This is a genomic window from Sinobaca qinghaiensis (assembly GCF_003610495.1).
Taxonomy (GTDB): Bacteria; Bacillota; Bacilli; order Bacillales; family Marinococcaceae; genus Sinobaca; species Sinobaca qinghaiensis.
Genome location: NZ_RAPK01000009.1, coordinates 276,708 through 298,056, shown reverse-complemented (window position 1 = coordinate 298,056; position 21,349 = coordinate 276,708). Strand labels below are relative to the sequence as shown.

Genomic DNA, 21,349 nt, shown 5'->3' with positions numbered 1-21,349 from the left:
AGGGAGAAAATTTACGGCATGAAACAAATAGAGGCAAAGACAGCCCGGGATAGATGATTGACAGAAAGAGAAATATTCGTTATAAAAGATAAGAGAATAATAATAACACGTTGAAGGAAAAAGTACGTTTTCCACCCAGTACAGAGACTGTTTAGGCTGCTGAGATAAACAGAAGGGTCCGGATTGCGGAAAGCTGGTCCAGAGTGCACGGTAATGCGTGCCGCTTCGCTGCGTTACAAGCGTTTAAGTTGACGAAGGTTTCATTTCCTTCGTAAACAGGGTGGTACCGCGAGCAATCTCGTCCCTGCGTCCAGGGGCGGGATTTTTTTGTCTGCAGAATTTTGACGAATAGATTGGCCAAATCCAAGGAGGAACCTACAAATGCAACAGCACACTTCCGCACAGGTAAGACAGATGTTTTTAGATTTTTTCAAAGAAAAAGGACACGATATTGAGCCAAGCGCTTCGCTTGTGCCAAGTGAAGACCCAACGCTTTTATGGATCAACAGCGGTGTCGCTACGCTGAAAAAATATTTTGACGGCCGCATTGTGCCGGACAATCCAAGAATTGCAAACGCCCAGAAGTCCATTCGGACCAATGATATTGAAAATGTTGGTAAAACCGCACGGCACCACACGTTCTTTGAAATGCTCGGCAACTTTTCGATCGGTGATTATTTCAAAAAAGAAGCCATTGAGTACGCATGGGAATTTCTTACCTCCGATAAATGGATTGGTTTTGAAAAAGAGCGTCTTTCTGTAACGGTACACCCGGAGGATTTTGAAGCGTATGATCTATGGAAAGAAGTAGTCGGCCTTCCGGAGGAAAGAATTATCCGCCTGGAGGAAAATTTCTGGGATATCGGCGAAGGTCCGAGCGGACCAAATACGGAGATTTTCTATGACCGGGGCCCTGAATACGGCAATAATGAAAAAGATCCGGAGCTTTATCCGGGCGGGGAAAATGAACGGTATCTGGAAATATGGAATCTTGTATTTTCCCAGTTTAATCACAACGCCGATGACACATATACGCCGCTTCCGAAGAAGAATATTGATACAGGAATGGGACTCGAGCGGATCGTTTCCGTTATTCAGGATGCGCGCACGAACTTTGATACGGATTTATTTCTGCCGATTATGAAGGAAATTGAGAGATTTGCAGATGTTCCCTACGGGCAGAAAGAAGAATCGGACGTTTCCTATAAAGTGATTGCCGACCACATTCGTACCGTTGGATTCGCTATCGGCGACGGTGCCCTGCCGTCCAATGAGGGGCGCGGCTATGTGCTGAGACGCCTGCTTAGAAGAGCAGTACGTTACGCAAAGCTGATCGGTATTCACGAACCATTCATGTTCCAGCTTGTACCGGTGACAGGAAGCATAATGAATGATTATTATCCTGAAGTTCAGGATAAAGAAGCGTTTATCCAAAAAGTGATCAAAAATGAAGAAGAACGTTTTCATGAAACACTGAGCGAAGGTTTAAACATTCTTTCAGATATTATGAAAAAAGCAGAAACAAATGATACAACGATTATACCGGGAGAAGAAGTGTTCCGTCTGTATGATACGTATGGTTTTCCGGTTGACCTCACAGAGGAATATTTAACGGAAGCCGGATTCACTATGAACCGCGACAGCTTTCAAACGGCGATGCAGGAACAGCGCAGCCGGGCACGTGCTGCAAGAAAATCGACCGGTTCAATGCAGACGCAGGATTCCCTCTTGTCCGACCTGAAAGAAAAAAGTGAATTTATAGGTTATGACCAGCTGTCGGCTCGTACGACAGTCAGCACGCTTATTCATGATAAACAGGCTGTCGATGAAGTAACAGAAGGAGTAACAGCTCATATTCTGCTTGATCACACGCCTTTTTATGCAGAAAGCGGCGGCCAGGTGGCTGACACAGGATTCATCACGACCGATAATGCGACAGCAGAAGTAACAGATGTCCAAAGAGCACCAAACGGACAGCATCTGCATGCTGTTACTGTTAAAGAAGGCACACTGAAAAAAGGGGATCTCGTCCAGGCTCAGGTTGATTCGTATACCAGAAAAGATATTGTGAAAAATCATACGGCTACACACTTAATGCATCAGGCTTTGAAAGATGTACTGGGAGAACACGTAAATCAGGCAGGATCACTGGTGACTGGAAACAGGCTTCGCTTTGACTTTTCCCATTTCGGTCAGGTGAAGGCAGATGAACTGAAAGAAATCGAGCGGAAAGTAAATGAAAAAATCTGGGCGGATATTCCTGTCGTTATTGAAAGCAAAAAGATTGATGAAGCAAAAGCAATGGGAGCCCGGGCGCTTTTCGGCGAAAAATACGGAGACGATGTACGTGTCGTACAGATTTCAGACTATAGTATTGAATTATGCGGCGGCTGCCACGTGAATAATACCGCAGAGATCGGTATATTTAAAATTGTTTCCGAAGCGGGTACAGGAGCCGGTGTTAGAAGGATTGAGGCATTAACCGGCCAATATGCATACGGGTATATGAACAGCCAGATTGAAACACTTGAACACGCAGCCGAGCTATTAAAAGCTAAATCAGTCGATGATGTCCCTAACAGAATTGATGCACTTCATCATTCTTTAAAAGACCTGCAGCGCGAAAATGAGTCCATGTCGTCAAAACTAGGCAATGCTGAAGCCTCCACCTTGTTAAGCAAAGTACAGCAGGTGAACGGTGTATCTGTTATTGCAGAAACAGTGGCCGCTAAAGATATGGATGCGATAAGAAATACAGTCGACGAATTGAAACAGCAGCTCGAATCAGGTATTGTGGTGCTTGGAGCTGTTAATAATGACAAAGTACAAATTGTAGCAGGGGTTACAGACGATTTAATAAAGAAGGGATATAAAGCCGGTGACCTCGTAAAACAGACCGCGTCTATCTGCGGCGGCGGGGGAGGCGGACGTCCTGACATGGCCCAGGCCGGCGGCCGTAATCCGGATAAGCTCCAGGAAGCTTTGGATTCCGTTCCGGGCATGGTGGAATCTATTTCCTAAACGCTTTTAAATGTTGTACAATGATACACGAAGAGATAAACAAACCATTTCTTTAAATGCATAATCATAGCATGTCTTTCTGTATTTATGATGATAGAGACAGACGATTTCTTTCATTAGAAAAGATAGGCAGATCGAAGGAGGCAGCATGGTGGATCCGAAAGACAAAACAGTAAAGTTTAATGTGCAGGATGAACTATCCACCGATTTGCAAGCGGAAGAAGTCCTTTTAAAAGTATATGATGCGTTGAAAGATAAAGGGTACAATCCAATCAATCAAATAGTAGGCTATCTTCTTTCCGGCGATCCTGCCTATATTCCCCGCCACAATGAAGCGAGAGCATTAATCAGGCGTCTGGAAAGAGATGAACTGCTTGAAGAGTTAGTACGGTCTTACGTACAAAAAGGCGGCGGAAATGGATAGAGTACTTGGACTGGATGTTGGTTTAAAGAGAATCGGGGTTGCCCTCTCAGATCTAATGGGCTGGACTGCTCAGGGACACGATACGATTCATTTAAAAAGCAGCGCGACGGAAGAATCATTTCCTGCTATTAAGCAGATGGTAGATGAAAATGAAGTAGCGGTTGTGGTTGTCGGCCTCCCTAAAAACATGAATGGAACTATTGGGCCAAGAGGGGAACAGTGCCAGGAATTTGCAGCAGCCCTTGAGAAATATATAAATATTCCTGTGGTTCTTTATGATGAAAGACTGACGACCCAGGCTGCCCAGAAAACGCTGATTCAAGCTGACGTCAGCCGAAAAAAAAGAAAACAGGTAGTGGATAAAATGGCTGCTGTGTTAATATTACAGGGATACCTTGACAGGAATCAAAATTCTTTACAATAAATGGAGGCGTTATTTTTGTCTGAAGAAGAAACAGAGCGTATTGTAATACCTGACGAAGAAGGAAATGAGCATTTATTTGATGTTCTTTTTACTTTCCCTATTGAAGAACTGGGGCATTCTTATATTGTTGTTACTGCTTCCGGTAATCAGGAAAGTGAAGATGAAGAGATTGAAATCCTGGCTTTCCGTTATCAGGAAGGCGAAGATGAGGACGATATCGCTTTAGAAGAAATTGAAACAGACGAAGAGTGGGATATGGTAGAGGAAATGATTAACACGCTTGCGGATATGGAAGAGTAGAGCAGGCAACTCTGCAGGAAAGAAAAGCGCTGCCCCTGTTTTTACAGGGCATGGGCGCTTTTCTTTGTACTTTTTCAAGTATGAGCTGTTTAGTATAAAGAAAGGGGAGTCCCGTGGAAGAGACTAACCGCCCCAAAAGAAAAAGGCCATTTTTAAAACGAAAACTATCTATTATTCTTTTAATCATCCTTTTTATTATTATTCTGATAACAGCGGCAGGAAGCTGGTATTTAATGAATGCTATGGGCCCTGTGAAAAGCAGCGAGCCGAAAGAAGTCGATATAGAAATAGAACAGGGATATTCTGCAGCCCAAACAGCAGGTCTGCTCGAAGAAAATAACTTAATACATAGCGAGGTAGTCTTTCGGTACTACTTAAGAGCAACGTCAGACTCCTCTATTCAGGCTGGTCATTATACATTTTCGCAGGATATGCCGATAAGGGATATTGCCGGGCAGCTGGAAGAGGGACCAAACGCAGAGCCTGGTATTGCATTTACCGTGCCTGAAGGAGTCTGGCTTGAAGACATAGCGTCCATTATTTCTGACAATACACCTTATTCAGAAGAGGAAGTAGCCGCCGAGCTGGAGAGCAGTGATTTTATAGCCGACGCTGTAGAACAGTATAGTGCAGTTACTGAAGAAATTGAAAATGAGGAAATCCTCTATCCATTGGAAGGCTATCTCTTTCCCTCCACCTATGAATTTTATGAAGAAGATACGGAACTTCAAGTGATTTTAAACGAAATGATTGAACGAACGGAAGAGAATATGGTAGAATACGCCTCACAAATAGAAGAGAGCGATTATACAGTCCATCAATTACTGACTATTGCCTCTATTGTGGAAAGAGAGGCTCAGTTCGACGTTGACCGGCCGCTTATTGCGGGTGTGATTGAAAACAGGCTGGAGGCGGATATGCGGCTGGAAGTGGATCCGACGGTGGCCTACGCTATAAGGGAACACCGCTACATGACATCTCTTGATGACCTGGATACGGAATCACCTTATAATACGTATCGAAACGCAGGGCTGCCGCCAGGACCGATTTCAAGTCCGGGAATTGCTTCTATTGAAGCTGTCCTCGAACCGGAAGACACGGAGTATATCTTCTTTTATGCCCGTCCCGACGGTGAAGTGATTTATAATGAATCCTTCGAAGAACATCAGCAAACCCAGGAACAGTACCGCAGTGAGTGGGAAGATGGAAGACAAGAGGAAGAAGCTGATTAAAATTCTTTAATGCAGGGAAAGTATAGTAATAAGGGAAATCTATTTCCAAATTTCATCAAATCTAATTGAAATATGGTAAAAAAATGAGTATGATGAAAACTATGGAAATAGCGATATCGCTTACATTTTTAATTGAAATATAAGAATGAACAACTTTAGAGCATTTAAGCTGAGAAAGAGGAGTGACCATAGTAATGGCAGAAGAAAAGCAAAATTATATGACTGAAGAAGGTAAAAATAAATTAGAGGAAGAACTGAATTTCCTGAAAACGGACCGCCGCACAGAAATTGTAGAGCGGATAAAGGTAGCCAGAAGTTTCGGTGATCTATCAGAGAACTCCGAGTATGATGCTGCCAAGGATGAGCAGGCTTTTGTGGAAGGCCGTATCGGGCAGATTGAGAACATGCTGAAAACAGCTATTATGATTGAAGAAGATAAAACGAATAATTCTGAAGTGGCTCTTGGTAAATCCGTAACATTTAAAGAGCTTCCGGATGGAGAAAAAGAAATGTATACCATTGTCGGCAGCGCAGAATCTGATCCGCTGGAAGGCAAAATATCCAATGATTCTCCTATGGCTCAGAGCCTGCTTGGAAGAAAAGTGGGAGAAGCCGTTATGGTTAACACACCCGGCGGTGATATTGAAGTAGAAATTATTGAAGTCAGCTAATATGAAAGAAAACGACTGCCGCTGAAAAGCGGCAGTTTTTTAACATCGCCCAGGGACATCTTTCTCCTGTTTTTCCGGCTGATTACATAGTTTACAATTGTGTGTGAAAAGTATAAAAACAATAGATTCTTGCAGATAACATTGTATAATAGGAAAAAGTAGTGTAGTTTTTTTGATAGGATACATAATGAAAGTGGCAGGTGAATAATTAAATGGATAGAAATAATCGAGGTTTTGGGGAAGAAAAAAGGTATGGTATGCGCCGCAAAAAAAGAATGAACCGCCTTTTAAATGCAGGAATAGCGATAGTAGCAGTACTGATTTTGTTTTTCTCTATCACGCTTCTTTTTACAGGAAATGAGGAAGCGTCTGACGAGGAGCAGAACCAGGAGCAGACGGAGGAACAGACAACAGAGCCGGCAGAGACAGAACAGCCGGAGGAAGAAACAACGGCTCCGGAAGAGGAACCGGATACATCCGAATCGGAAGAATCATCTGATTCGCAGGAAGAAGCAGAAACAGAACCTGCTCAGGAAGAAGAAGCCAATACAACGGAAGAAACAGAAAGTAGTACAAGTACAGAGGAGCAGCAGAGTACGGATGAATCAGCTGCCGAGGAAGATGAGAGCGCAGCGGAGCAGGAAGAAACAGAGGAGCCTGCTTCTGATCCTGCCGAGCAGGGAGAATGGGAGCCTGTCGGGACTGAACAAAGCGGCTCCTTTACCCCGAGCTTCGACAGCGACGGCCAGAACTGGGCGGAAATGGTAAATGCCCTCAGCGCAGCAACCGGCTTGTCCGAGGAGGAAATGACTATTTACAGGCTTGAAAATGGAGGAAGTCCTACAACAGCAGTAGGAACGGTCTCCACCAGCGAAAACCGAAGCACGCCGTACCGTGTGGAAATGGAATTTATTGAAGGCCAGGGCTGGCAGCCGACAAACGTAGAAGTGTTAAGCAGCAATCCTTACTAAAAATAAAATTGCTTAAGCAAAGACCCCCCTTACTTTTGTAAGGGGGGTCTTGAGCGGTAACAAAAACTTCCAATAGGCAGACGAGAAGTTTGTCTATGTTTTTAACGCGGGGCGGCTGCTTTAAAGTGAACAGAAGCTGTAAATATCGGCCGGCCATGCTCAGGGTGATAGTAAACATGATGCTGGACCTGGTGCACTTCAAGCATAATGGCTTCATTTACTTCAACTTTCTGCTGAATAGCGTCTTCTAATTTTTTTATATGATCTGCTTCAAAAAACTCAATTTTATCTTTTAATGGGCCAACACTAATATTCAATAGAAACGAATCCTCTCTATGTCTAATTGTAGAAAACGGGTACAGTCTAATAGTATAATGTATAAGTTGCAGTAAAAATGCAGAAAGTAAATAAAAGGAGCTGAATATAATGAAAATAGGAATCATAGGAGCTATGAAAGAAGAGGTGGAGATTCTCCAACACTCGCTTTCTTCCCTGCATGAAAGCAGAAAAGGCGGATGTATCTTTTTTGAAGGGACGATGAACGGCCAGGATATCGTACTGCTTGAATCAGGAATAGGTAAAGTGAATGCAGCAATAGGCACGACTTTATTAATTGATACATATGCCCCCGATGTAGTTATTAATACAGGTTCAGCCGGAGGATTCGACCCTGCGTTAAAAGTGGGGGATCTGGTGATTTCCACTGAAGTTCGTTACAACGATGTGGATGCCACGGTTTTTGGCTATGAATTCGGCCAGGTGCCGCAGATGCCGGCATTTTATCCTGCCGATGAAGCATTGATAAGTATGGCCGAAAAAGGAGCGGCTGAAGGCGGCCTTCAGGCAGCATCCGGCCTTATATTATCAGGAGATTCTTTTATGAGCAGTGAAACGAGAGTAGGGGAACTAAAAGAGATGTTCCGGAAGCCGCTTTGTTCGGAAATGGAAGCAGGAGCTATTGCACAGGTGTGCCATCGTTTTGATGTGCCTTTTGTAATCACACGCTCTTTAAGTGATATTGCCGGAACAGAGGCAAAAGTTTCCTATGACCAGTTTCTCGTTACCGCGTCTAAACATTCAGCAGAGCTGGTTATCCATATGGTAGGACAGCTGGCGGAAAAATAATCAGCTGGCTGTAACCTGGAGAAAATGCCGGAGAAGTCTGGCAGTCAGTCCCCAGATAATATAGTCATTATACTCATAAAAATATTCGGGTACGGTGGCAGTACGCCAGGAATAATTTTCCCCTCCCGGGATAAGGGAATAAGGAAACGTGTCCTCCGGCTGAACTTGTAAATAAATGTTATGTTTGACCGGAGGATTCTCATGGAAATAAGAAAGAGGCACCGTGAAAAGTTCACCAACTTCCGCTGGATTCGGTGAGAGAACTGCTGATTTTGAAATATGGCCGGCAAAGGAATAAATCATATGATTGTAGGGGGTAACAAGTGTATCCAGTGACCCTGCAAGCGTAATATCCTGCCGCGTGACTCCTATTTCTTCCATAACTTCACGAATACAGGCCTCTTCCTCGTTCGCGTCCTCAGCATCGACCCTGCCGCCTGGAAAGCATATTTCGCCGGGCTGGCTGTTCATATGCTCAGCGCGTACTTCAAACAGCACATGAGGAGTGCCCTCTTTTTCAATAATGGGAATCATTACAGCTGATTTATGAAAATGGTCTTCCCCCAGAATGCGGGAAGGTCTATTTTTTATCTGCTCAAACATGTGATCTAATTGGTTCAAAAGACATTCTCCTTTCTGTTTTCTATGATACCAAACAATAGCGGGAAAGGAGAATGTTTTCATTCCACCCGGGGGTGGTATAGAGTAAAAAGGAGGCTGTTAATAATGAGTGACCAAGATAAAGAAAAAGATATCAAAAAAGACGTAAATCAGGAAGAACCGCCGACTGCTCTTGAAGATCCAATGCCGTTGGAAGATATAAAGCAGGAAGAACAGGATACAAAAAAGAAGCATAAATCAAAAGATTCCTCTTCCAGCCAGATTAAAGATAAATTAAAAGATAAGCTGAAGAGAAACAAATAATATAATATAAAGCCTGGCTGCAGTGACAATCTGCAGCCAGGCTTTTTTAGTTTATAAATAGCGGTTAAACCATTCTGCCATATGTTCCAGGCGGTGAATACGGAGAACGGGGGGACCGCCGCGGCTGAGTTCATGATTGGAGCGGGGAAATCTCAGGAACTCCACCGTTTTATCAAGTTTCTTTAAACCGATAAAAAACTGTTCCCCCTGCTCGATAGGGCAGCGCAAATCCTGCTCTCCATGCATGATAAGGAGTGGTGTGGAAACATGTTTAATATACTTAAGCGGCGAAAAATTCCACAGCTCTTCCGGACTGTCCGGCAGACTGCTCTTTAATTCCCATTCTGTAAAAAAGAATCCAATATCGCTCACACCCTGGAAACTAAGCCAGTTGGAGATAGAACGCTGCGTGACAGCTGCTTTAAATCGATTTGTGTGCCCAACTATCCAATTGGTCATAAAACCGCCGTAGCTGCCTCCTGTGACGCCCAGACGGCTGCCGTCTATAAAGGAGTACGACTGAAGAACATAATCAACAGCGCTCATCAGGTCAGTATAGTCTTTTCCACCATAGTCACCGCGGACGGCATCAACAAAGGACTGGCCATATCCATGGCTTCCACGTGGATTAATATACAAAACTGCATATCCCCGGGCTGCCAAATACTGCATTTCATGAAAAAATGTATTGGCGTACATCGCGTGAGGGCCGCCATGGATTTCCAATACTAAAGGATACTGCTGTCCTTCTTCAAATTGAGCAGGACGCATTAACCATCCTTGAATTTCCCATCCATCTTCCGCTTTAAAAGAGAGCGGTTCCGGAATGGATATATCCACCTTTTTTAAAAATTCATTGTTTACATCCGTAAGGCGCACATGAGCTTCTGCCTTGCGCTGTATTTCAAAGAAATCACCGGGATTGGAAGGGTCGCTTATGCCTGCGATAAAAAAGTCTTTCGCTGCATGGTAGGAAAAGCCGAATAAATGATTCTCTTCTTCATGTACAGCTTCAATTTCGCCGAGCATATCCATCTGGTATAAACCGGTACTGCCTCTTTCACTGGCGAGGAAATAAATGTGTTTTTGATCACGGGACCATACGGGACCGGGATTGGGATGAGAAGAGCGGACATCGCCGATTGCGGCGTCGCCAATCTGAACATCCCATTTAAGCGTCATGCATGTATTTTCTTTTGTACGGGAGTTGATAATCCATACCTGATTGATTGTAGCATCTGCATACTCAAGCTCGTGGCCTATGGCAGCAAGGTATTTTCCATCACCGGACCAGTTGGCCATAGTGAAAATACCAGTGGACTCAGTCATTTTTTCCAGCTCTTCGGTTTCCAGATGGAGTACGAATAAATCAACAACAGCTGACTTGTCTTCGTCCTCATTTCGGTTTGCGCTGAACGCGAGCCGTTTACTGTCAGAGGCCCAGCTGAGTCCAAAATGGTCAAATGGTCCTTTTGTCAGCAAAGTTGTCTTATTGGATCTTAAATCAAGAAGAGCAGCATGCTGTCTGGTTTTATCATGAAGACCTTTTGTATCCGATTTATACTTCAGGCGGTTTACAAGAACGGGCTCCAGCGGCTTTTTCTCTTCCTGGGTGCTGTCTTCCATCAAACCAGCCTCAGAGTCAACGGAAGCAATAAAAGCAATCGACTGGCTGTCCGGTGCCCAGGCAGCTTCTGTAATACCGCCTTTAATATTAGTATACTGGCGGGGTTCGCCGCCGGCTGAAGACATAAGCCATATCTGTGTACTGCCGGAACGGGCAGAGAGAAATAACAGCTCGGATCCGTCCGGTGCCCACTGCGGGCTGTGGTCCTGAACTTCGCCAAATGTCCATTGGACAGGCTTATCATCTGTTAAATGCTGAATATAAATATGAGAATAATAAATATCTTCTTCTCCGGCATGTTTTTGTACAAAAGCGTATTTCGTTCCTTCTTCAGATATATGTGGTTCGCTGACTACAGCAATGTGCTTTATATCATCAGCAGCGATCGGACGTTTTTGTAAAGACACGGATCTCATCCCCTTTAGTAGCAATTCATTAGTATGTAAGTCTTATGGATTAAGTATAGTAAAATAGTGTAGGAAACACAATCACTCTTCTGGATATAATAGAACAATAAGAAAAAGTGAAAGATAATCTTACAAATTTAATGATTTGTCTGCACATACTCCCTATAATTACAAATAACAGGAAGTCATTCATCCCTTTTGAAGGAAAATCGGTTTCGTTCAAGAGGCTTCTGGCTCACCCTCCAGAGTATTAATGTTTCCTGTAAGCCGTGAATAACAGGCTCTCCTTTAGGCATCACTCTCTCTCCCTTTGAAGCCATTGCCGGCATTCGGCAATGGCCTTTTTTTTCTGTATATAAACGGAATGATTAAATTAATCCTGTACGTATTCAAATTCGATTTCATTTATTTTTCTGCTGAATTTAATATGAAGAGAGTGGTCCTTAAAGTACCAGGCATCTTTTTCTTCGATAAAAAAAGTAATGCCGTCCATTTCCATAGTAACAGCAGGAGTAGAAGGATCAGAAACTTCTATGCCGATAGAAAATCCGGCAATAAGCTGGGGACTGCCGCCGTAGCGAACGTAAAAACGAACCGTATCCTCTTTGTTCAGATTCATTTCTTCCAAAAACCATTTGAAAGCAGGCTGTGTCATTGTAATATTCATTATTTATTCCTCCTATATGTTTACATTACTATTCCCGTCCAGACGTGCATAAAACTATGTAAAAAAGGATCTGACAAAGTCAGATCCTTTTTAATGATTCATTAATATTTGTAAATTAGTTAACAGCGTCTTTTAACTGTTTACCTGGGCGGAATGCTGGGTTTTTAGTTGCAGGAATTTTGATTTCTTCACCTGTTTGCGGGTTGCGGCCTTTACGGGCTGCACGCTCGCGTACTTCAAAGCTGCCGAAGCCTACAAGCTGAATTTTGTCACCCTTTTTAAGAGTGTCTGTGATGCTTTCAAATACAGCGTCTACTGCTTTAGAAGCATCCTTTTTTGAGATATCTGCTTGTTCTGCTACGGCGTTAATCAAATCTGTCTTATTCATCAAAAAACTCCCTTTCATTCCTAGTAATGTATAACTTCACTTACAAATTTACTCATGAATCCTTGCTATGTCAAGTGTTCAGCGGTAATTCGTCAAAATTAGCCCCTTATTCTGCCTTTTTTTTATCGTAAGACTCCTTTAAATCATCATGTGTACTCTTGTTCCACAAAGGAACTCCAGTACGATGGGCAGAGCGGCTCATGATCTGCGCCCCAACGGGTGCCGTCAAAAACACGAACAAAATAGCCAGTAAAATTTTGCCAATAAACTCGGCTTCTACGATCCAAAAGTGAAGAAAGGTAGCAAAAACCAAAAATGCGATGCCGAGTGTAGCACTTTTAGTAGCCGCGTGAATTCTTGCATAAATATCAGGAAGTCTTACCAGGCCGATTGAACCAAGCAGACTAAAGAAAATACCAATGATAATTAAGATGCTAATCAGGATTTCTATCAATGACTAAGCCCCTCTCCCAATATTTTGCCAGTGCAACGGAGCCTAAGAAGGCCAGGATGGCAATCATTAATATAACTTCCGAGAAAGCAGCTGTGTCTAAAGAGATCATCAAAAGTCCTACAAATCCTACCATGTTAAGCCCGAATGCATCAAGAGCTACTATACGGTCAGGAACAGTAGGGCCTGCGATAACCCGGTATGTGCACAATACCAGAGAAACAGCCATCGCTATAAGGGCGATGTCCACTACGATAGTAAACATTACTTTCTCACCTCCAGAATAGCTTTTTCAAATTTATTTTGTATATCTTCAATCATTGCCTTACGGCTCTCAATATCAATATTGTGAATATAAATATACTTGCTGTCCAGCGAGTAGTCCATAACGAGCGTTCCGGGCGTTAAAGATATCAGGCAGGAAATCAGGCTGATTTCCCACTTCTTCGTCAAATTGGTAGGAACCGCGATAATGCCGGGCTTGTGCTTAAAAGAAGGGCTCAGCACAATTTTTACCATATCAATGTTGGCAATGAAAAGCTCTTTGGTAAACAGCCAGAGCAGTGCGAACACTGCTTTGAGGCGGCGGAAATAAAACTCAAACGGCAGGATTTTCTGAAGCAGGTACAAAACACCAAATCCGATAACGTAGCCTATGACAAAATCTCCAAAGGTGAAGCTGTTCTGCAGAAGCACCCAAATAAATGCAATAAACACATTTAATACAATCTGAAAGGCCATGCGATCTACTCCCCTAACACCGAATTAATATAAATAGATGGTTCAAGCAGTTCCTCGGCAATTCCATACGAGTAGCTGAAAATAGGTTCAGCAGCAAAGCCCAGAATAATGGTTAAGAGAACCATAGGAACAATAGGAAGGAGGATAGGGCCGATTTTTTTAGCCGCCTGCTCATCCGTGTGTTTCTGCTCACCCCAGAACGCATAAATGAATATTTTAAGCATGGAGAAGAGGGTGAGCAGCCCGACTAACAGAGCAACAGCGGTAATAATGTAGCGGCCTTCCTGCATACCGGACAGAATCAGCGGGAATTTACTGAAAAACCCGCTGAGCGGTGGAATACCTGCAAGAGAAACAGCAGTAATAAAGAACATCCAGGCTAAAAGAGGATGCGTTTTTAAAATGCCGCCCATTTTTTTCAGGTCAGTCGTACCGGTAATCGATTCAGTCGCTCCGCTGAATAGGAATAACGCGGATTTAACAATGATGTGATGGGCAATGTAGTAAATCGCGCCGGCCAGAGCAAGCGGAGTGAAGATACCAAGTCCCATTACCATATAACCGACCTGGCTGATGATGTGATACGACAGAATCCGTTTGAAATCAAACTGGGATACAGCGCCGAGCACTCCAAAGAACATGGTGAATCCGGCGAGAGCGAGAATAATGTTGTGCGTAAACCCAATGTCGTGATTGAATACCAGCGTAAATAAACGAATAATCGCATAGATACCCACTTTTGTCAGCAGGCCGCCAAACAGGGCGGCAATAGCAGAAGGAGGACCGTAGTACGATTTAGGCAGCCAGAAATACAATGGGAATAAGGCGCCTTTGGATGCAAATACAATGAGAAGCAGAATAGCAATAACATTTAGAATGCCGGTCTGTCCGGTTTCTTCAATCCGGACTGCCATATCTGCCATATTGAGCGTTCCAAGTGCTCCGTAAATATAAGCGACACCTATAAGAAAAAGCATTGAGGCAAAGACATTAATTACTACGTACTTAAAAGATTCACGCAGCTGGTATTTGGTTCCTCCCATCACAATAAGAACGTAGGAGGCCAGCAGCATTACTTCGAAAAACACAAACATATTAAATAAGTCACCGGTTAAAAATGCACCGTTTACCCCGGCAAGTAAAAATAGATAGAAGGGATAAAAGTAAAATTTTTCCCGTTCGGTTGAGATGGTGCTGAAAGCAAAGAACAAACAGACTACGCCAACAATGCTGGATAAAATCACCATCATGGTGGCAAACATATCTGCTACAAAGACAATACCGAATGGAGCCGGCCAATCTCCCATTTCCATTGTAGCGATGCCGTTTTGATATACATCAACTGCTAGAATAACCGAGGCGGCCAGCATAGAAAGAACGGTTAAAGAAGTGATGACCCTCTGGGCCTGGTGCTTTTTTGCCAGCAGAATGAGAACGGCGCCAATTAAGAAGGGCAGGAGTACAGGTAAAATAACTAAACTATTCATCGGAAGTACCTCTTAACTGATCAAGATCATCTGTTTTGTGTGCATCGTACGTTCTGTAAGCCAGCACGAGCACAAAAGCTGTCAACCCGAAGCTGATTACGATAGCTGTTAATATGAGTGCCTGAGGCAGTGGATCTGTGTAATTTGCTGCCTCCTGCCCTAAAAGAGGAGGCATGCCGTTCTGCAGGCCGCCCATCGTTAAAATAAGAAGGTGGGCGCCGTGGGAAATGATAACAAGACCCATTACTATCCGGAAGATACTGCGGGAAAGCATCAGGTAGGTTGCTACCATAAAGAGGACGCCGACTGTGATCGACATTAGTATTTCCATTATGCATCCTCTCCAATCGCTAAAATAATAACCAACGCTATTGCTACAACAACCAGGTAAATTCCAAGGTCAAATGGAACAGCCGTTGTCAGGTGGACCTCTCCAAATAAAGGAACATGGACATACTGATCATACTGATTAAGAAAAGGACCTCCTAAAAACATACTGACCATTCCTGTAGCAAGTGAAATAATTAACCCTATAGCAATAATATTGACATAGTTAAAGGCAAGGGCTTTTTTGATGGACTGAATATCAAAAGCCAGATATAAAAGCAGCAGGGCCGAAGCAGTCATCAATCCCCCGATAAACCCGCCGCCGGGATTGTTATGGCCGGCAAAGAATAGATAAATAGAAAATGCAAATATCAAGAACGTTACTACTTGGGTAACGGATTGAAGAAGCAGGTTATTTGTCTTCATACATCCTCCCTCCCTGTCATACGCAGTTTGATGAGTGTAATAACGCCAAGTGCGGCTATTGCCAGCACCAGAACTTCCAGAATCGTATCGAGTCCACGGAAGTCAACAAGGATGACGTTAACCATATTTTCTCCTGCAGCCAGCTCATAGGAATTGTCGATGAAATACTGTGAAATAGATTCCAGCCCGTTTTCCTGGCGGAAGGCATAAGAACTTAAGCCAATGAGAGTGACCATCACTCCCACCCCTACGGAGATAATCGCATTTGTAACCTGAATTCTCGGTTTCGTTCGTTCTTTTTTCAGGTTGGGAAGGTGCTTAAATGCCAGCAGGAATAATACGACGACCACTGTTTCGATTAGAAACTGGGTTAAAGCCAGATCCGGAGCCCGGAAGGCTACAAAGAAGATAGCAACTAAAAACCCTAGAGCGCCGACGATAATAATAACGGCCATTCTGTCATTTATAAATGGTACAACAACGGTCGTAAGGATAAAGAGCAGCACAAGCACCCACATATATCCCGGAATAGGGGAAATATTCTCCGTTGGCATAGAGAAAGCATCGTAACGGAACATTGTATAAGCGAGCAGCAGTACAATAAAGATGGACATGTAGGCTAAATAGTCACGAAGCCTTCCTGTAATCTGCGCGCGTGTTATTTTCTGCGACCCTGTAACGAGTGCGCTCAATGATCCATCATAAAGCGGGTTAAGAATATCGCTTTCCTTTTTATAAATAGCCAGAGAAGACCATTTTTTCATATAAATGAACAACAACGTGCCGAGTGCAATAACACCCATTGTCATAAACAGCTCCAGCTCAAAACCATGCCATAAATAAATATCAACATAGAATCGTTCGCCGCCTGTCATAACGCCGGGAAGAATACTCTGCATAGCGGGCTCAATCAAAGAGTAAGCCAGAAGGTTTGGAAATAGCCCGAATACGATAACAAGAACAACGAGAATGATTGGGCTGATTAGCATACCGATCGGCGCTTCATGAACGTGCTTATCGAAGTTTTCCGGCTTGAATTTTCCGGTGAACGTTTTAAAGAATAGAATCAGGCAGTACAAAAAGGTGAATATGCTGGCAACCCAGGCAATAACCGGAAAGAGTATGCCGAATGTCTGCATGTTCCACGCCGAAATTTCCATCGCTTCAAGCATGCCGGTAAAAAACATCTCTTTACTGATAAATCCATTAAAGGGTGGAATACCGGCCATAGAGGCCGCTCCGATCAGCGTAATAGTAAATGTAACCGGCATAATGGTCATCAGGCCGCCGAGACGGTTTATGTCTCTTGTACCTGTTTCGTGATCGATAATACCAATTGCCATAAACAAGCTTCCTTTAAAGGTCGCATGGTTAATAAGGTGAAAGATGGCCGTCATAATAGCCGCATGGTAAAGAGCATTTTCTACGCCATCGTTAAAATACAGCGAAGCGGAGCCGACACCCAGCAGTGACATGATTAGTCCGAGCTGGCTGATAGTCGAGAAAGCAAGAATTCCTTTTAAATCCTTCTGACGCACCGCAGATAACGAGCCCCAGAATAATGTAAATAACCCAACGCCGGATACGATCCAGAACCATTCCGGAACACCTGCGAACACGGGCGTAAAGCGGGCAACTAAATATAGTCCGGCTTTTACCATCGTAGCAGAGTGCAGGTAGGCACTGACCGGTGTCGGTGCTTCCATCGCATCAGGCAGCCAGATGTGGAAAGGAAACTGGGCGGATTTTGTAAAGGCGCCCAAAAGAACAAGAATCATTGCCGGGATAAATAAATTACTTGCCATTACCAGGTCGGCGCTGGCGATTGTTTCCTGAATGCTGAATGTGCCGGTAATGCTGTAGAGTATGGCAAAACCGCCAAGCATGGCGAAACCGCCGAATACAGTGATCAGCATGGATTTCTGGGCACCATAAATGGATTTATCGCGCTGAAACCAATAGCTGATAAGCAGAGCGGAAGAAAGGCTTGTTAATTCCCAGAATACATAAAGCACAATCATGTTATCGGAAATAATAACGCCGAGCATGGCTCCCATGAACATGAGGAGGTACACATAAAAATTGTTCAGCGCTTCTTTTTTCTTATCTAAATAATAGATAGAATAAAGTACAACCAAAGCGCCTATTCCAGTAATAAGAAGAGCAAATAAAATGCTCAGTCCGTCCAGGTAAACGGTATAGAAAATTTGAAGCGACGGCACCCAGGGAGCGGAAGCCTCTACGACACCACCCTGGGATGTAGTCTGGAGCATCTGCTGCATGAAATACCCAAACAAGGCAAGCGGCAGAATAAAAACGAACCACCCAGTATGTATTTTGGGGATGTAGCGGTAAAAGAAAGGAATAAGGATGGCCAGTAAAAATGGAGATATAATGGCCCAGTGTAAAAACGTCATAATGTCTGTCCTCCTCGTGTAATAAAAAGCATGAAATGATGTAAATGTTCTGACAATAATTCATTTGGCAGAAGACTGTGCCTGGAAAAGATGCACAGTTGAGGGCATCCATAATCCATAAGAAAGCGAATATAAAATGTAATGTATTCACAGTACCGCACGCAAGTATTTTGTATTGTTGTTAACTGTATACTTTATAAAACAGCCTGGAAAGCATCCTTTTGCTTAAAAAAGGTGTAAGCTTATATAAAACACACAGACAATAAAAATTATAACGTAAAAAAGTAAAGCCTGCATCCAAGAACGCCGCAACATCACCAGCTGTAAAGTGTAAAATACCGTTTTTCTTAAATAAGAAGAAACGCGATGAAAATTAAATGTATTACGTTTTTTTGAACGCTTAAAAAATGGGGGAACTCAGGCACAGCAACCGGATTCTATTTGAAAAAAATCAATGCAGAGGTTATACTATTTGCTTAGAAAGCCGACGTTTAGAGTGCTTTTAATGAAAATAAAAACCGTTGAATAAATAAAAGGATGTGGCCGCGTGCTTAAGCGTTTTATACCAAATGAATATATTCCCTCCGTATATGATTTAGATCTGGATCATCTTCATGAGAGGAATATTAAAGGCATCATAACGGATCTGGATAATACTCTGGTAGAATGGGACAGGCCTGAAGCGACCCCGGAGCTGCTGAGCTGGGTAAAGCTGGTTAAAAATAAAGGCTTCCAGGTTACGATTGTGTCCAATAATAATAAAAAAAGAGTGAGTGCGTTTTCCAAGCCAAGCGGCATTACTTTTATTCACTCAGCCAAAAAGCCTCTTGGACGTGCCTTCAGGAAAGCTAAAAAGGATATGGGTCTGCATACAAATGAAGTGGTTGTGATTGGAGACCAGGTACTTACAGATGTATTCGGCGGAAACCGATCCGGTTTTTATACCGTACTTGTTGTTCCTATTGCGAAAACAGACGGAATGCTTACTAAAATTAACCGCAATATCGAAAGAAGAGTACTGAAAAGGCTGAAAGATAAAGGCCATGTTCAGTGGGAGGAATCATAAGTGACAGAGGAACTTGTATGTTCAGGCTGCGGAGCAGCTATCCAGACAGAAGATCAGAATAAAGCGGGGTATACTCCGGAATCAGCGCTGGAAAAAGACATTATTATATGCCAGCGCTGTTTTCGTCTGCGCCATTACAATGAAGTACAGGATGTGGAATTAACGCATCAGGATTTTTCCAACAAGCTTCATGAAATTGGCAATCAAAAAGCGCTGATTGTAAAAGTTGTTGATATCTTTGATCTGGAGGGAAGCTGGATTTCAGGGTTTCATCGGTATACAGGCAACAATGACGTTGTACTTATTGCCAATAAAGCCGATCTGCTGCCTAAGTCAGTAAACCAGAACAAAGTAGTGCAGTGGCTGAAAAAGCAGGCGAAAGATCAGGGACTGACGGCCAAAGACGTGGTACTCATCAGCGCCTCCAAAAACCAGGGTGTAGAGGAAGCCGCGCAGTTGATTGAGAAATACAGGCAGGGCAGTGATGTTTTTATTACCGGCTGTACCAACGTAGGGAAATCGACGTTTCTTAACCAGATTATTCGATTATTCAGCGGGGAAGACGATGTTCCTATTACAACGTCCCATTTCCCGGGAACTACACTCGATATTATAGAAGTAATGCTCGAAGACGGAAAGCATTTAATTGATACACCAGGTATTATCAATAACCGTCAGCTTATTCATCAAATGCACAGCAGCGACTGGAAAAAAATGATGCCGAAAAAAGAAATCAAACCAATCATTTATCAGCTTCAGCCCGGACAAACTTTGTTTGTGGGCGGATTTGCAAGGCTTGATTTCGAAGAAGGTGAACGGAACTCCTTTGTCGCGTATTTTGCAAACGAGCTGAAAATTCACCGCACAAAACTCGAGAATGCAGATGAGTTAATGGCGAACCACCTGGGCGGCATGCTGTCGCCTCCGTCTCCTAAATCAGTTGAAAAGCTGGGTAAATGGAAACGGTATGAGTTTATTATTAAAAAAGATAAAACCGATATTGTTATCGCAGGACTCGGCTGGTTTTCCGTTCCTAAAAAAGGAGCAAAAGTCAGCATCCACGTGCCGGAAGGAACCGGCGTTTCTTTAAGGGAGGCGATTGTGTGACGGACGGCATAAAGCTGCTGGGGCTGTTCGGCCATCCGGTCCATCACTCTTTATCACCTGCTATGCACAATAAAGAGTTCATGGCGCTGAATCTTCCTTATTACTATCAGGCCTTTGATGTCGCGCCGGCTAACTTAAAAGAAGCTGTCGCCGGTATCCGTGCGCTTGGAATACGGGGAGTCAACGTGACGATTCCTCATAAAGTAGATGTTATGCAGTACCTGGATGACGTGGATGAACATGCCGAATTAATCGGCGCAGTAAATACGATCGTTAATGAAAACGGGTACCTGACGGGTTTTAACACAGACTCCAAAGGATTTATGGATTCATTAAAGGAAGAGACTGCTGCTGACATCGAAAAGAGCAGAATTCTTGTTATCGGAGCCGGCGGGGCTGCAAGGGCAGTTTTGACCGGTCTGTGGAGCAGCGGAGCCTCTGATGTATGCCTGACAAACCGCAGCATGGAAAAAGCACAACATCTGGCCGGAAAATTCGAAGGCAGGCTTTCTTTAAAAGTATGGTCCAAAGAAGAAGCCGCAGCTAAAAATAATGAATATGATATTATCATTAACACAACTTCGCTCGGCATGAGTCCAAACACAAAGGAAAAGCCGTGGCCGACGGATCGGATCAAGCCGGAATGTATTTGCTGTGATTTAATTTACAATCCATTAAAAACAGAGTGGCTTCATGAAATGGAAGAAAAAGGGAATTTAACATTGAACGGGCTTGGCATGTTTGTCAGGCAGGGAGCTGCATCTTTTGAAAAATGGACGGGAAGCTATCCTGATGTTCATCGAATGAAAGAAACAGTTCTGCAGAATTTAGGAGGAAAATAAATGTCATTAACGAACAGCCAGAAAAAATATCTACGCAGGCTTTCCCACAAACAAAGTCCTGTTTTTCAAATAGGAAAACAAGGGCTGGGCGAAAACCTTATCAAACAAACCGCTGATACGCTCGAGGCAAGAGAATTAATTAAGATCAATATCCTGCAGAATTCAGCGGAAGAAGTGAACGAAGCAGCAGAAGCTATTGCTTCTGCCGTCGATGCAGAGATTGTACAGACAATTGGAAGCACCATGGTTTTATATAAAGAATCCAGGAATAATAAGAAAATCGAACTTCCAAAATAAGGTGGAT

The 21,349-nt window shown here is 43.4% G+C and carries 25 protein-coding genes; 13 read left to right on the top strand and 12 right to left on the bottom strand.

Annotation, left to right across the window (positions count from 1 at the left end; translation table 11 throughout):
- The first annotated feature begins 381 nt into the window (after positions 1-381).
- From alaS to ATL39_RS11270, 7 genes are all read left to right on the top strand, one after another.
- Complete coding sequence (gene alaS, locus ATL39_RS11300; protein WP_120193461.1) at positions 382-3,021, top strand: alanine--tRNA ligase; 2,640 nt, start codon at positions 382-384, stop codon at positions 3,019-3,021.
- A gap of 151 nt (positions 3,022-3,172) precedes the next feature.
- Entirely contained in the window at positions 3,173-3,445 is a 273-nt protein-coding gene (locus ATL39_RS11295) for an IreB family regulatory phosphoprotein (protein WP_120193588.1), read from the top strand.
- Complete coding sequence (gene ruvX, locus ATL39_RS11290) at positions 3,438-3,869, top strand: Holliday junction resolvase RuvX (protein WP_120193460.1); 432 nt, start codon at positions 3,438-3,440, stop codon at positions 3,867-3,869. The genes ATL39_RS11295 and ruvX overlap by 8 nt, the downstream gene beginning before the upstream one ends.
- Positions 3,870-3,884: 15 nt before the next feature.
- Positions 3,885-4,169, top strand: coding sequence for a DUF1292 domain-containing protein (locus ATL39_RS11285; RefSeq protein ID WP_120193459.1), 285 nt, complete (start codon positions 3,885-3,887; stop codon positions 4,167-4,169).
- A 113-nt stretch (positions 4,170-4,282) separates the two neighbouring features.
- Complete coding sequence (mltG, locus tag ATL39_RS11280) at positions 4,283-5,401, top strand: endolytic transglycosylase MltG (protein WP_120193458.1); 1,119 nt, start codon at positions 4,283-4,285, stop codon at positions 5,399-5,401.
- A gap of 194 nt (positions 5,402-5,595) precedes the next feature.
- Positions 5,596-6,072 carry a transcription elongation factor GreA gene (gene greA / locus ATL39_RS11275; protein WP_120193457.1) on the top strand — a complete coding sequence of 159 codons (477 nt, stop codon included), beginning with the start codon at positions 5,596-5,598 and terminating at the stop codon, positions 6,070-6,072.
- A 212-nt stretch (positions 6,073-6,284) separates the two neighbouring features.
- On the top strand, positions 6,285-7,043 hold the full coding sequence (locus ATL39_RS11270) for a YrrS family protein (RefSeq protein WP_120193456.1): 759 nt from the start codon (positions 6,285-6,287) through the stop codon (positions 7,041-7,043).
- A gap of 101 nt (positions 7,044-7,144) precedes the next feature.
- On the opposite strand, the gene ATL39_RS17555 is transcribed toward ATL39_RS11270, so the two are convergent.
- Positions 7,145-7,360, bottom strand: coding sequence for a DUF2536 family protein (locus tag ATL39_RS17555; RefSeq protein WP_245960977.1), 216 nt, complete (start codon positions 7,358-7,360; stop codon positions 7,145-7,147).
- 109 nt (positions 7,361-7,469) lie between these two features.
- Here ATL39_RS17555 and mtnN point away from each other — a divergent pair, with 109 nt between their 5' ends.
- Positions 7,470-8,168 carry a 5'-methylthioadenosine/S-adenosylhomocysteine nucleosidase gene (mtnN, locus tag ATL39_RS11260; protein ID WP_120193455.1) on the top strand — a complete coding sequence of 233 codons (699 nt, stop codon included), beginning with the start codon at positions 7,470-7,472 and terminating at the stop codon, positions 8,166-8,168.
- Here mtnN and ATL39_RS11255 read toward each other — a convergent pair whose 3' ends face one another.
- Complete coding sequence (locus tag ATL39_RS11255) at positions 8,169-8,789, bottom strand: NUDIX hydrolase (RefSeq protein WP_245960976.1); 621 nt, start codon at positions 8,787-8,789, stop codon at positions 8,169-8,171.
- A 105-nt stretch (positions 8,790-8,894) separates the two neighbouring features.
- Here ATL39_RS11255 and ATL39_RS11250 point away from each other — a divergent pair, with 105 nt between their 5' ends.
- The gene (locus tag ATL39_RS11250; protein ID WP_120193454.1) at positions 8,895-9,092 is read left to right on the top strand and encodes a hypothetical protein; all 198 of its coding nucleotides are present in this window, start codon (positions 8,895-8,897) and stop codon (positions 9,090-9,092) included.
- Positions 9,093-9,143: 51 nt separating this feature from the next.
- Here ATL39_RS11250 and ATL39_RS11245 read toward each other — a convergent pair whose 3' ends face one another.
- From ATL39_RS11245 to ATL39_RS11200, 10 genes are all read right to left on the bottom strand, one after another.
- The gene (locus tag ATL39_RS11245; RefSeq protein ID WP_120193453.1) at positions 9,144-11,135 is read right to left on the bottom strand and encodes a S9 family peptidase; all 1,992 of its coding nucleotides are present in this window, start codon (positions 11,133-11,135) and stop codon (positions 9,144-9,146) included.
- 364 nt (positions 11,136-11,499) lie between these two features.
- Complete coding sequence (locus tag ATL39_RS11240; RefSeq protein ID WP_120193452.1) at positions 11,500-11,793, bottom strand: HesB/YadR/YfhF family protein; 294 nt, start codon at positions 11,791-11,793, stop codon at positions 11,500-11,502.
- Between the two features lie 115 nt (positions 11,794-11,908).
- Positions 11,909-12,181 (bottom strand): HU family DNA-binding protein, encoded by a 273-nt coding sequence (locus ATL39_RS11235; protein ID WP_120193451.1) that lies wholly within the window; start codon positions 12,179-12,181, stop codon positions 11,909-11,911.
- A gap of 106 nt (positions 12,182-12,287) precedes the next feature.
- A complete protein-coding gene (gene mnhG, locus ATL39_RS11230) occupies positions 12,288-12,635 on the bottom strand; it encodes a monovalent cation/H(+) antiporter subunit G (protein WP_120193450.1) in 348 nt (115 codons plus the stop codon).
- The gene (locus tag ATL39_RS11225; protein WP_120193449.1) at positions 12,616-12,897 is read right to left on the bottom strand and encodes a Na(+)/H(+) antiporter subunit F1; all 282 of its coding nucleotides are present in this window, start codon (positions 12,895-12,897) and stop codon (positions 12,616-12,618) included. The genes mnhG and ATL39_RS11225 overlap by 20 nt, the downstream gene beginning before the upstream one ends.
- A complete protein-coding gene (locus tag ATL39_RS11220) occupies positions 12,897-13,373 on the bottom strand; it encodes a Na+/H+ antiporter subunit E (protein WP_120193448.1) in 477 nt (158 codons plus the stop codon). Before ATL39_RS11220 ends, ATL39_RS11225 begins: the two co-directional genes overlap by 1 nt.
- 5 nt (positions 13,374-13,378) lie before the next feature.
- Entirely contained in the window at positions 13,379-14,860 is a 1,482-nt protein-coding gene (locus ATL39_RS11215) for a Na+/H+ antiporter subunit D (RefSeq protein ID WP_120193447.1), read from the bottom strand.
- Positions 14,853-15,191: a Na(+)/H(+) antiporter subunit C gene (locus ATL39_RS11210; RefSeq protein ID WP_120193446.1), complete on the bottom strand. Its 339-nt coding sequence runs from the start codon at positions 15,189-15,191 to the stop codon at positions 14,853-14,855. Before ATL39_RS11210 ends, ATL39_RS11215 begins: the two co-directional genes overlap by 8 nt.
- On the bottom strand, positions 15,191-15,613 hold the full coding sequence (locus tag ATL39_RS11205; RefSeq protein WP_120193445.1) for a Na(+)/H(+) antiporter subunit B: 423 nt from the start codon (positions 15,611-15,613) through the stop codon (positions 15,191-15,193). Before ATL39_RS11205 ends, ATL39_RS11210 begins: the two co-directional genes overlap by 1 nt.
- Positions 15,610-18,030 carry a Na+/H+ antiporter subunit A gene (locus tag ATL39_RS11200; RefSeq protein ID WP_120193444.1) on the bottom strand — a complete coding sequence of 807 codons (2,421 nt, stop codon included), beginning with the start codon at positions 18,028-18,030 and terminating at the stop codon, positions 15,610-15,612. The genes ATL39_RS11205 and ATL39_RS11200 overlap by 4 nt, the downstream gene beginning before the upstream one ends.
- 547 nt (positions 18,031-18,577) lie before the next feature.
- On the opposite strand from ATL39_RS11200, the gene ATL39_RS11195 reads away from it, so the two are divergent.
- From ATL39_RS11195 to yhbY, 4 genes are read left to right on the top strand one after another with little or no spacing between them, the layout of a single operon-like run.
- Positions 18,578-19,096, top strand: a complete 519-nt coding sequence (locus ATL39_RS11195; protein WP_120193443.1) for a YqeG family HAD IIIA-type phosphatase — start codon at positions 18,578-18,580, stop codon at positions 19,094-19,096.
- A complete protein-coding gene (gene yqeH / locus ATL39_RS11190) occupies positions 19,097-20,203 on the top strand; it encodes a ribosome biogenesis GTPase YqeH (protein ID WP_120193442.1) in 1,107 nt (368 codons plus the stop codon).
- Complete coding sequence (aroE, locus tag ATL39_RS11185) at positions 20,200-21,045, top strand: shikimate dehydrogenase (RefSeq protein WP_281270893.1); 846 nt, start codon at positions 20,200-20,202, stop codon at positions 21,043-21,045. The genes yqeH and aroE overlap by 4 nt, the downstream gene beginning before the upstream one ends.
- Positions 21,046-21,342, top strand: coding sequence for a ribosome assembly RNA-binding protein YhbY (yhbY, locus tag ATL39_RS11180; RefSeq protein WP_120193441.1), 297 nt, complete (start codon positions 21,046-21,048; stop codon positions 21,340-21,342). It begins immediately after the preceding gene.
- Positions 21,343-21,349 lie beyond the last annotated feature (7 nt).

Bases quoted from the DNA above. Each gene is read 5' to 3' on its own strand.
- alaS (WP_120193461.1), top strand. From the start codon at position 382: ATGCAACAGCACACTTCCGCACAGGTAAGACAGATGTTTTTAGATTTT.
- ruvX (WP_120193460.1), top strand. From the start codon at position 3,438: ATGGATAGAGTACTTGGACTGGATGTTGGTTTAAAGAGAATCGGGGTT.
- greA (WP_120193457.1), top strand. From the start codon at position 5,596: ATGGCAGAAGAAAAGCAAAATTATATGACTGAAGAAGGTAAAAATAAA.
- ATL39_RS11270 (WP_120193456.1), top strand. From the start codon at position 6,285: ATGGATAGAAATAATCGAGGTTTTGGGGAAGAAAAAAGGTATGGTATG.
- mtnN (WP_120193455.1), top strand. From the start codon at position 7,470: ATGAAAATAGGAATCATAGGAGCTATGAAAGAAGAGGTGGAGATTCTC.
- ATL39_RS11250 (WP_120193454.1), top strand. From the start codon at position 8,895: ATGAGTGACCAAGATAAAGAAAAAGATATCAAAAAAGACGTAAATCAG.
- ATL39_RS11245 (WP_120193453.1), bottom strand. From the start codon at position 11,135: ATGAGATCCGTGTCTTTACAAAAACGTCCGATCGCTGCTGATGATATA.
- ATL39_RS11240 (WP_120193452.1), bottom strand. From the start codon at position 11,793: ATGAATATTACAATGACACAGCCTGCTTTCAAATGGTTTTTGGAAGAA.
- ATL39_RS11235 (WP_120193451.1), bottom strand. From the start codon at position 12,181: ATGAATAAGACAGATTTGATTAACGCCGTAGCAGAACAAGCAGATATC.
- ATL39_RS11225 (WP_120193449.1), bottom strand. From the start codon at position 12,897: ATGTTTACTATCGTAGTGGACATCGCCCTTATAGCGATGGCTGTTTCT.
- ATL39_RS11220 (WP_120193448.1), bottom strand. From the start codon at position 13,373: ATGGCCTTTCAGATTGTATTAAATGTGTTTATTGCATTTATTTGGGTG.
- ATL39_RS11215 (WP_120193447.1), bottom strand. From the start codon at position 14,860: ATGAATAGTTTAGTTATTTTACCTGTACTCCTGCCCTTCTTAATTGGC.
- ATL39_RS11210 (WP_120193446.1), bottom strand. From the start codon at position 15,191: ATGGAAATACTAATGTCGATCACAGTCGGCGTCCTCTTTATGGTAGCA.
- ATL39_RS11205 (WP_120193445.1), bottom strand. From the start codon at position 15,613: ATGAAGACAAATAACCTGCTTCTTCAATCCGTTACCCAAGTAGTAACG.
- ATL39_RS11200 (WP_120193444.1), bottom strand. From the start codon at position 18,030: ATGACGTTTTTACACTGGGCCATTATATCTCCATTTTTACTGGCCATC.
- yhbY (WP_120193441.1), top strand. From the start codon at position 21,046: ATGTCATTAACGAACAGCCAGAAAAAATATCTACGCAGGCTTTCCCAC.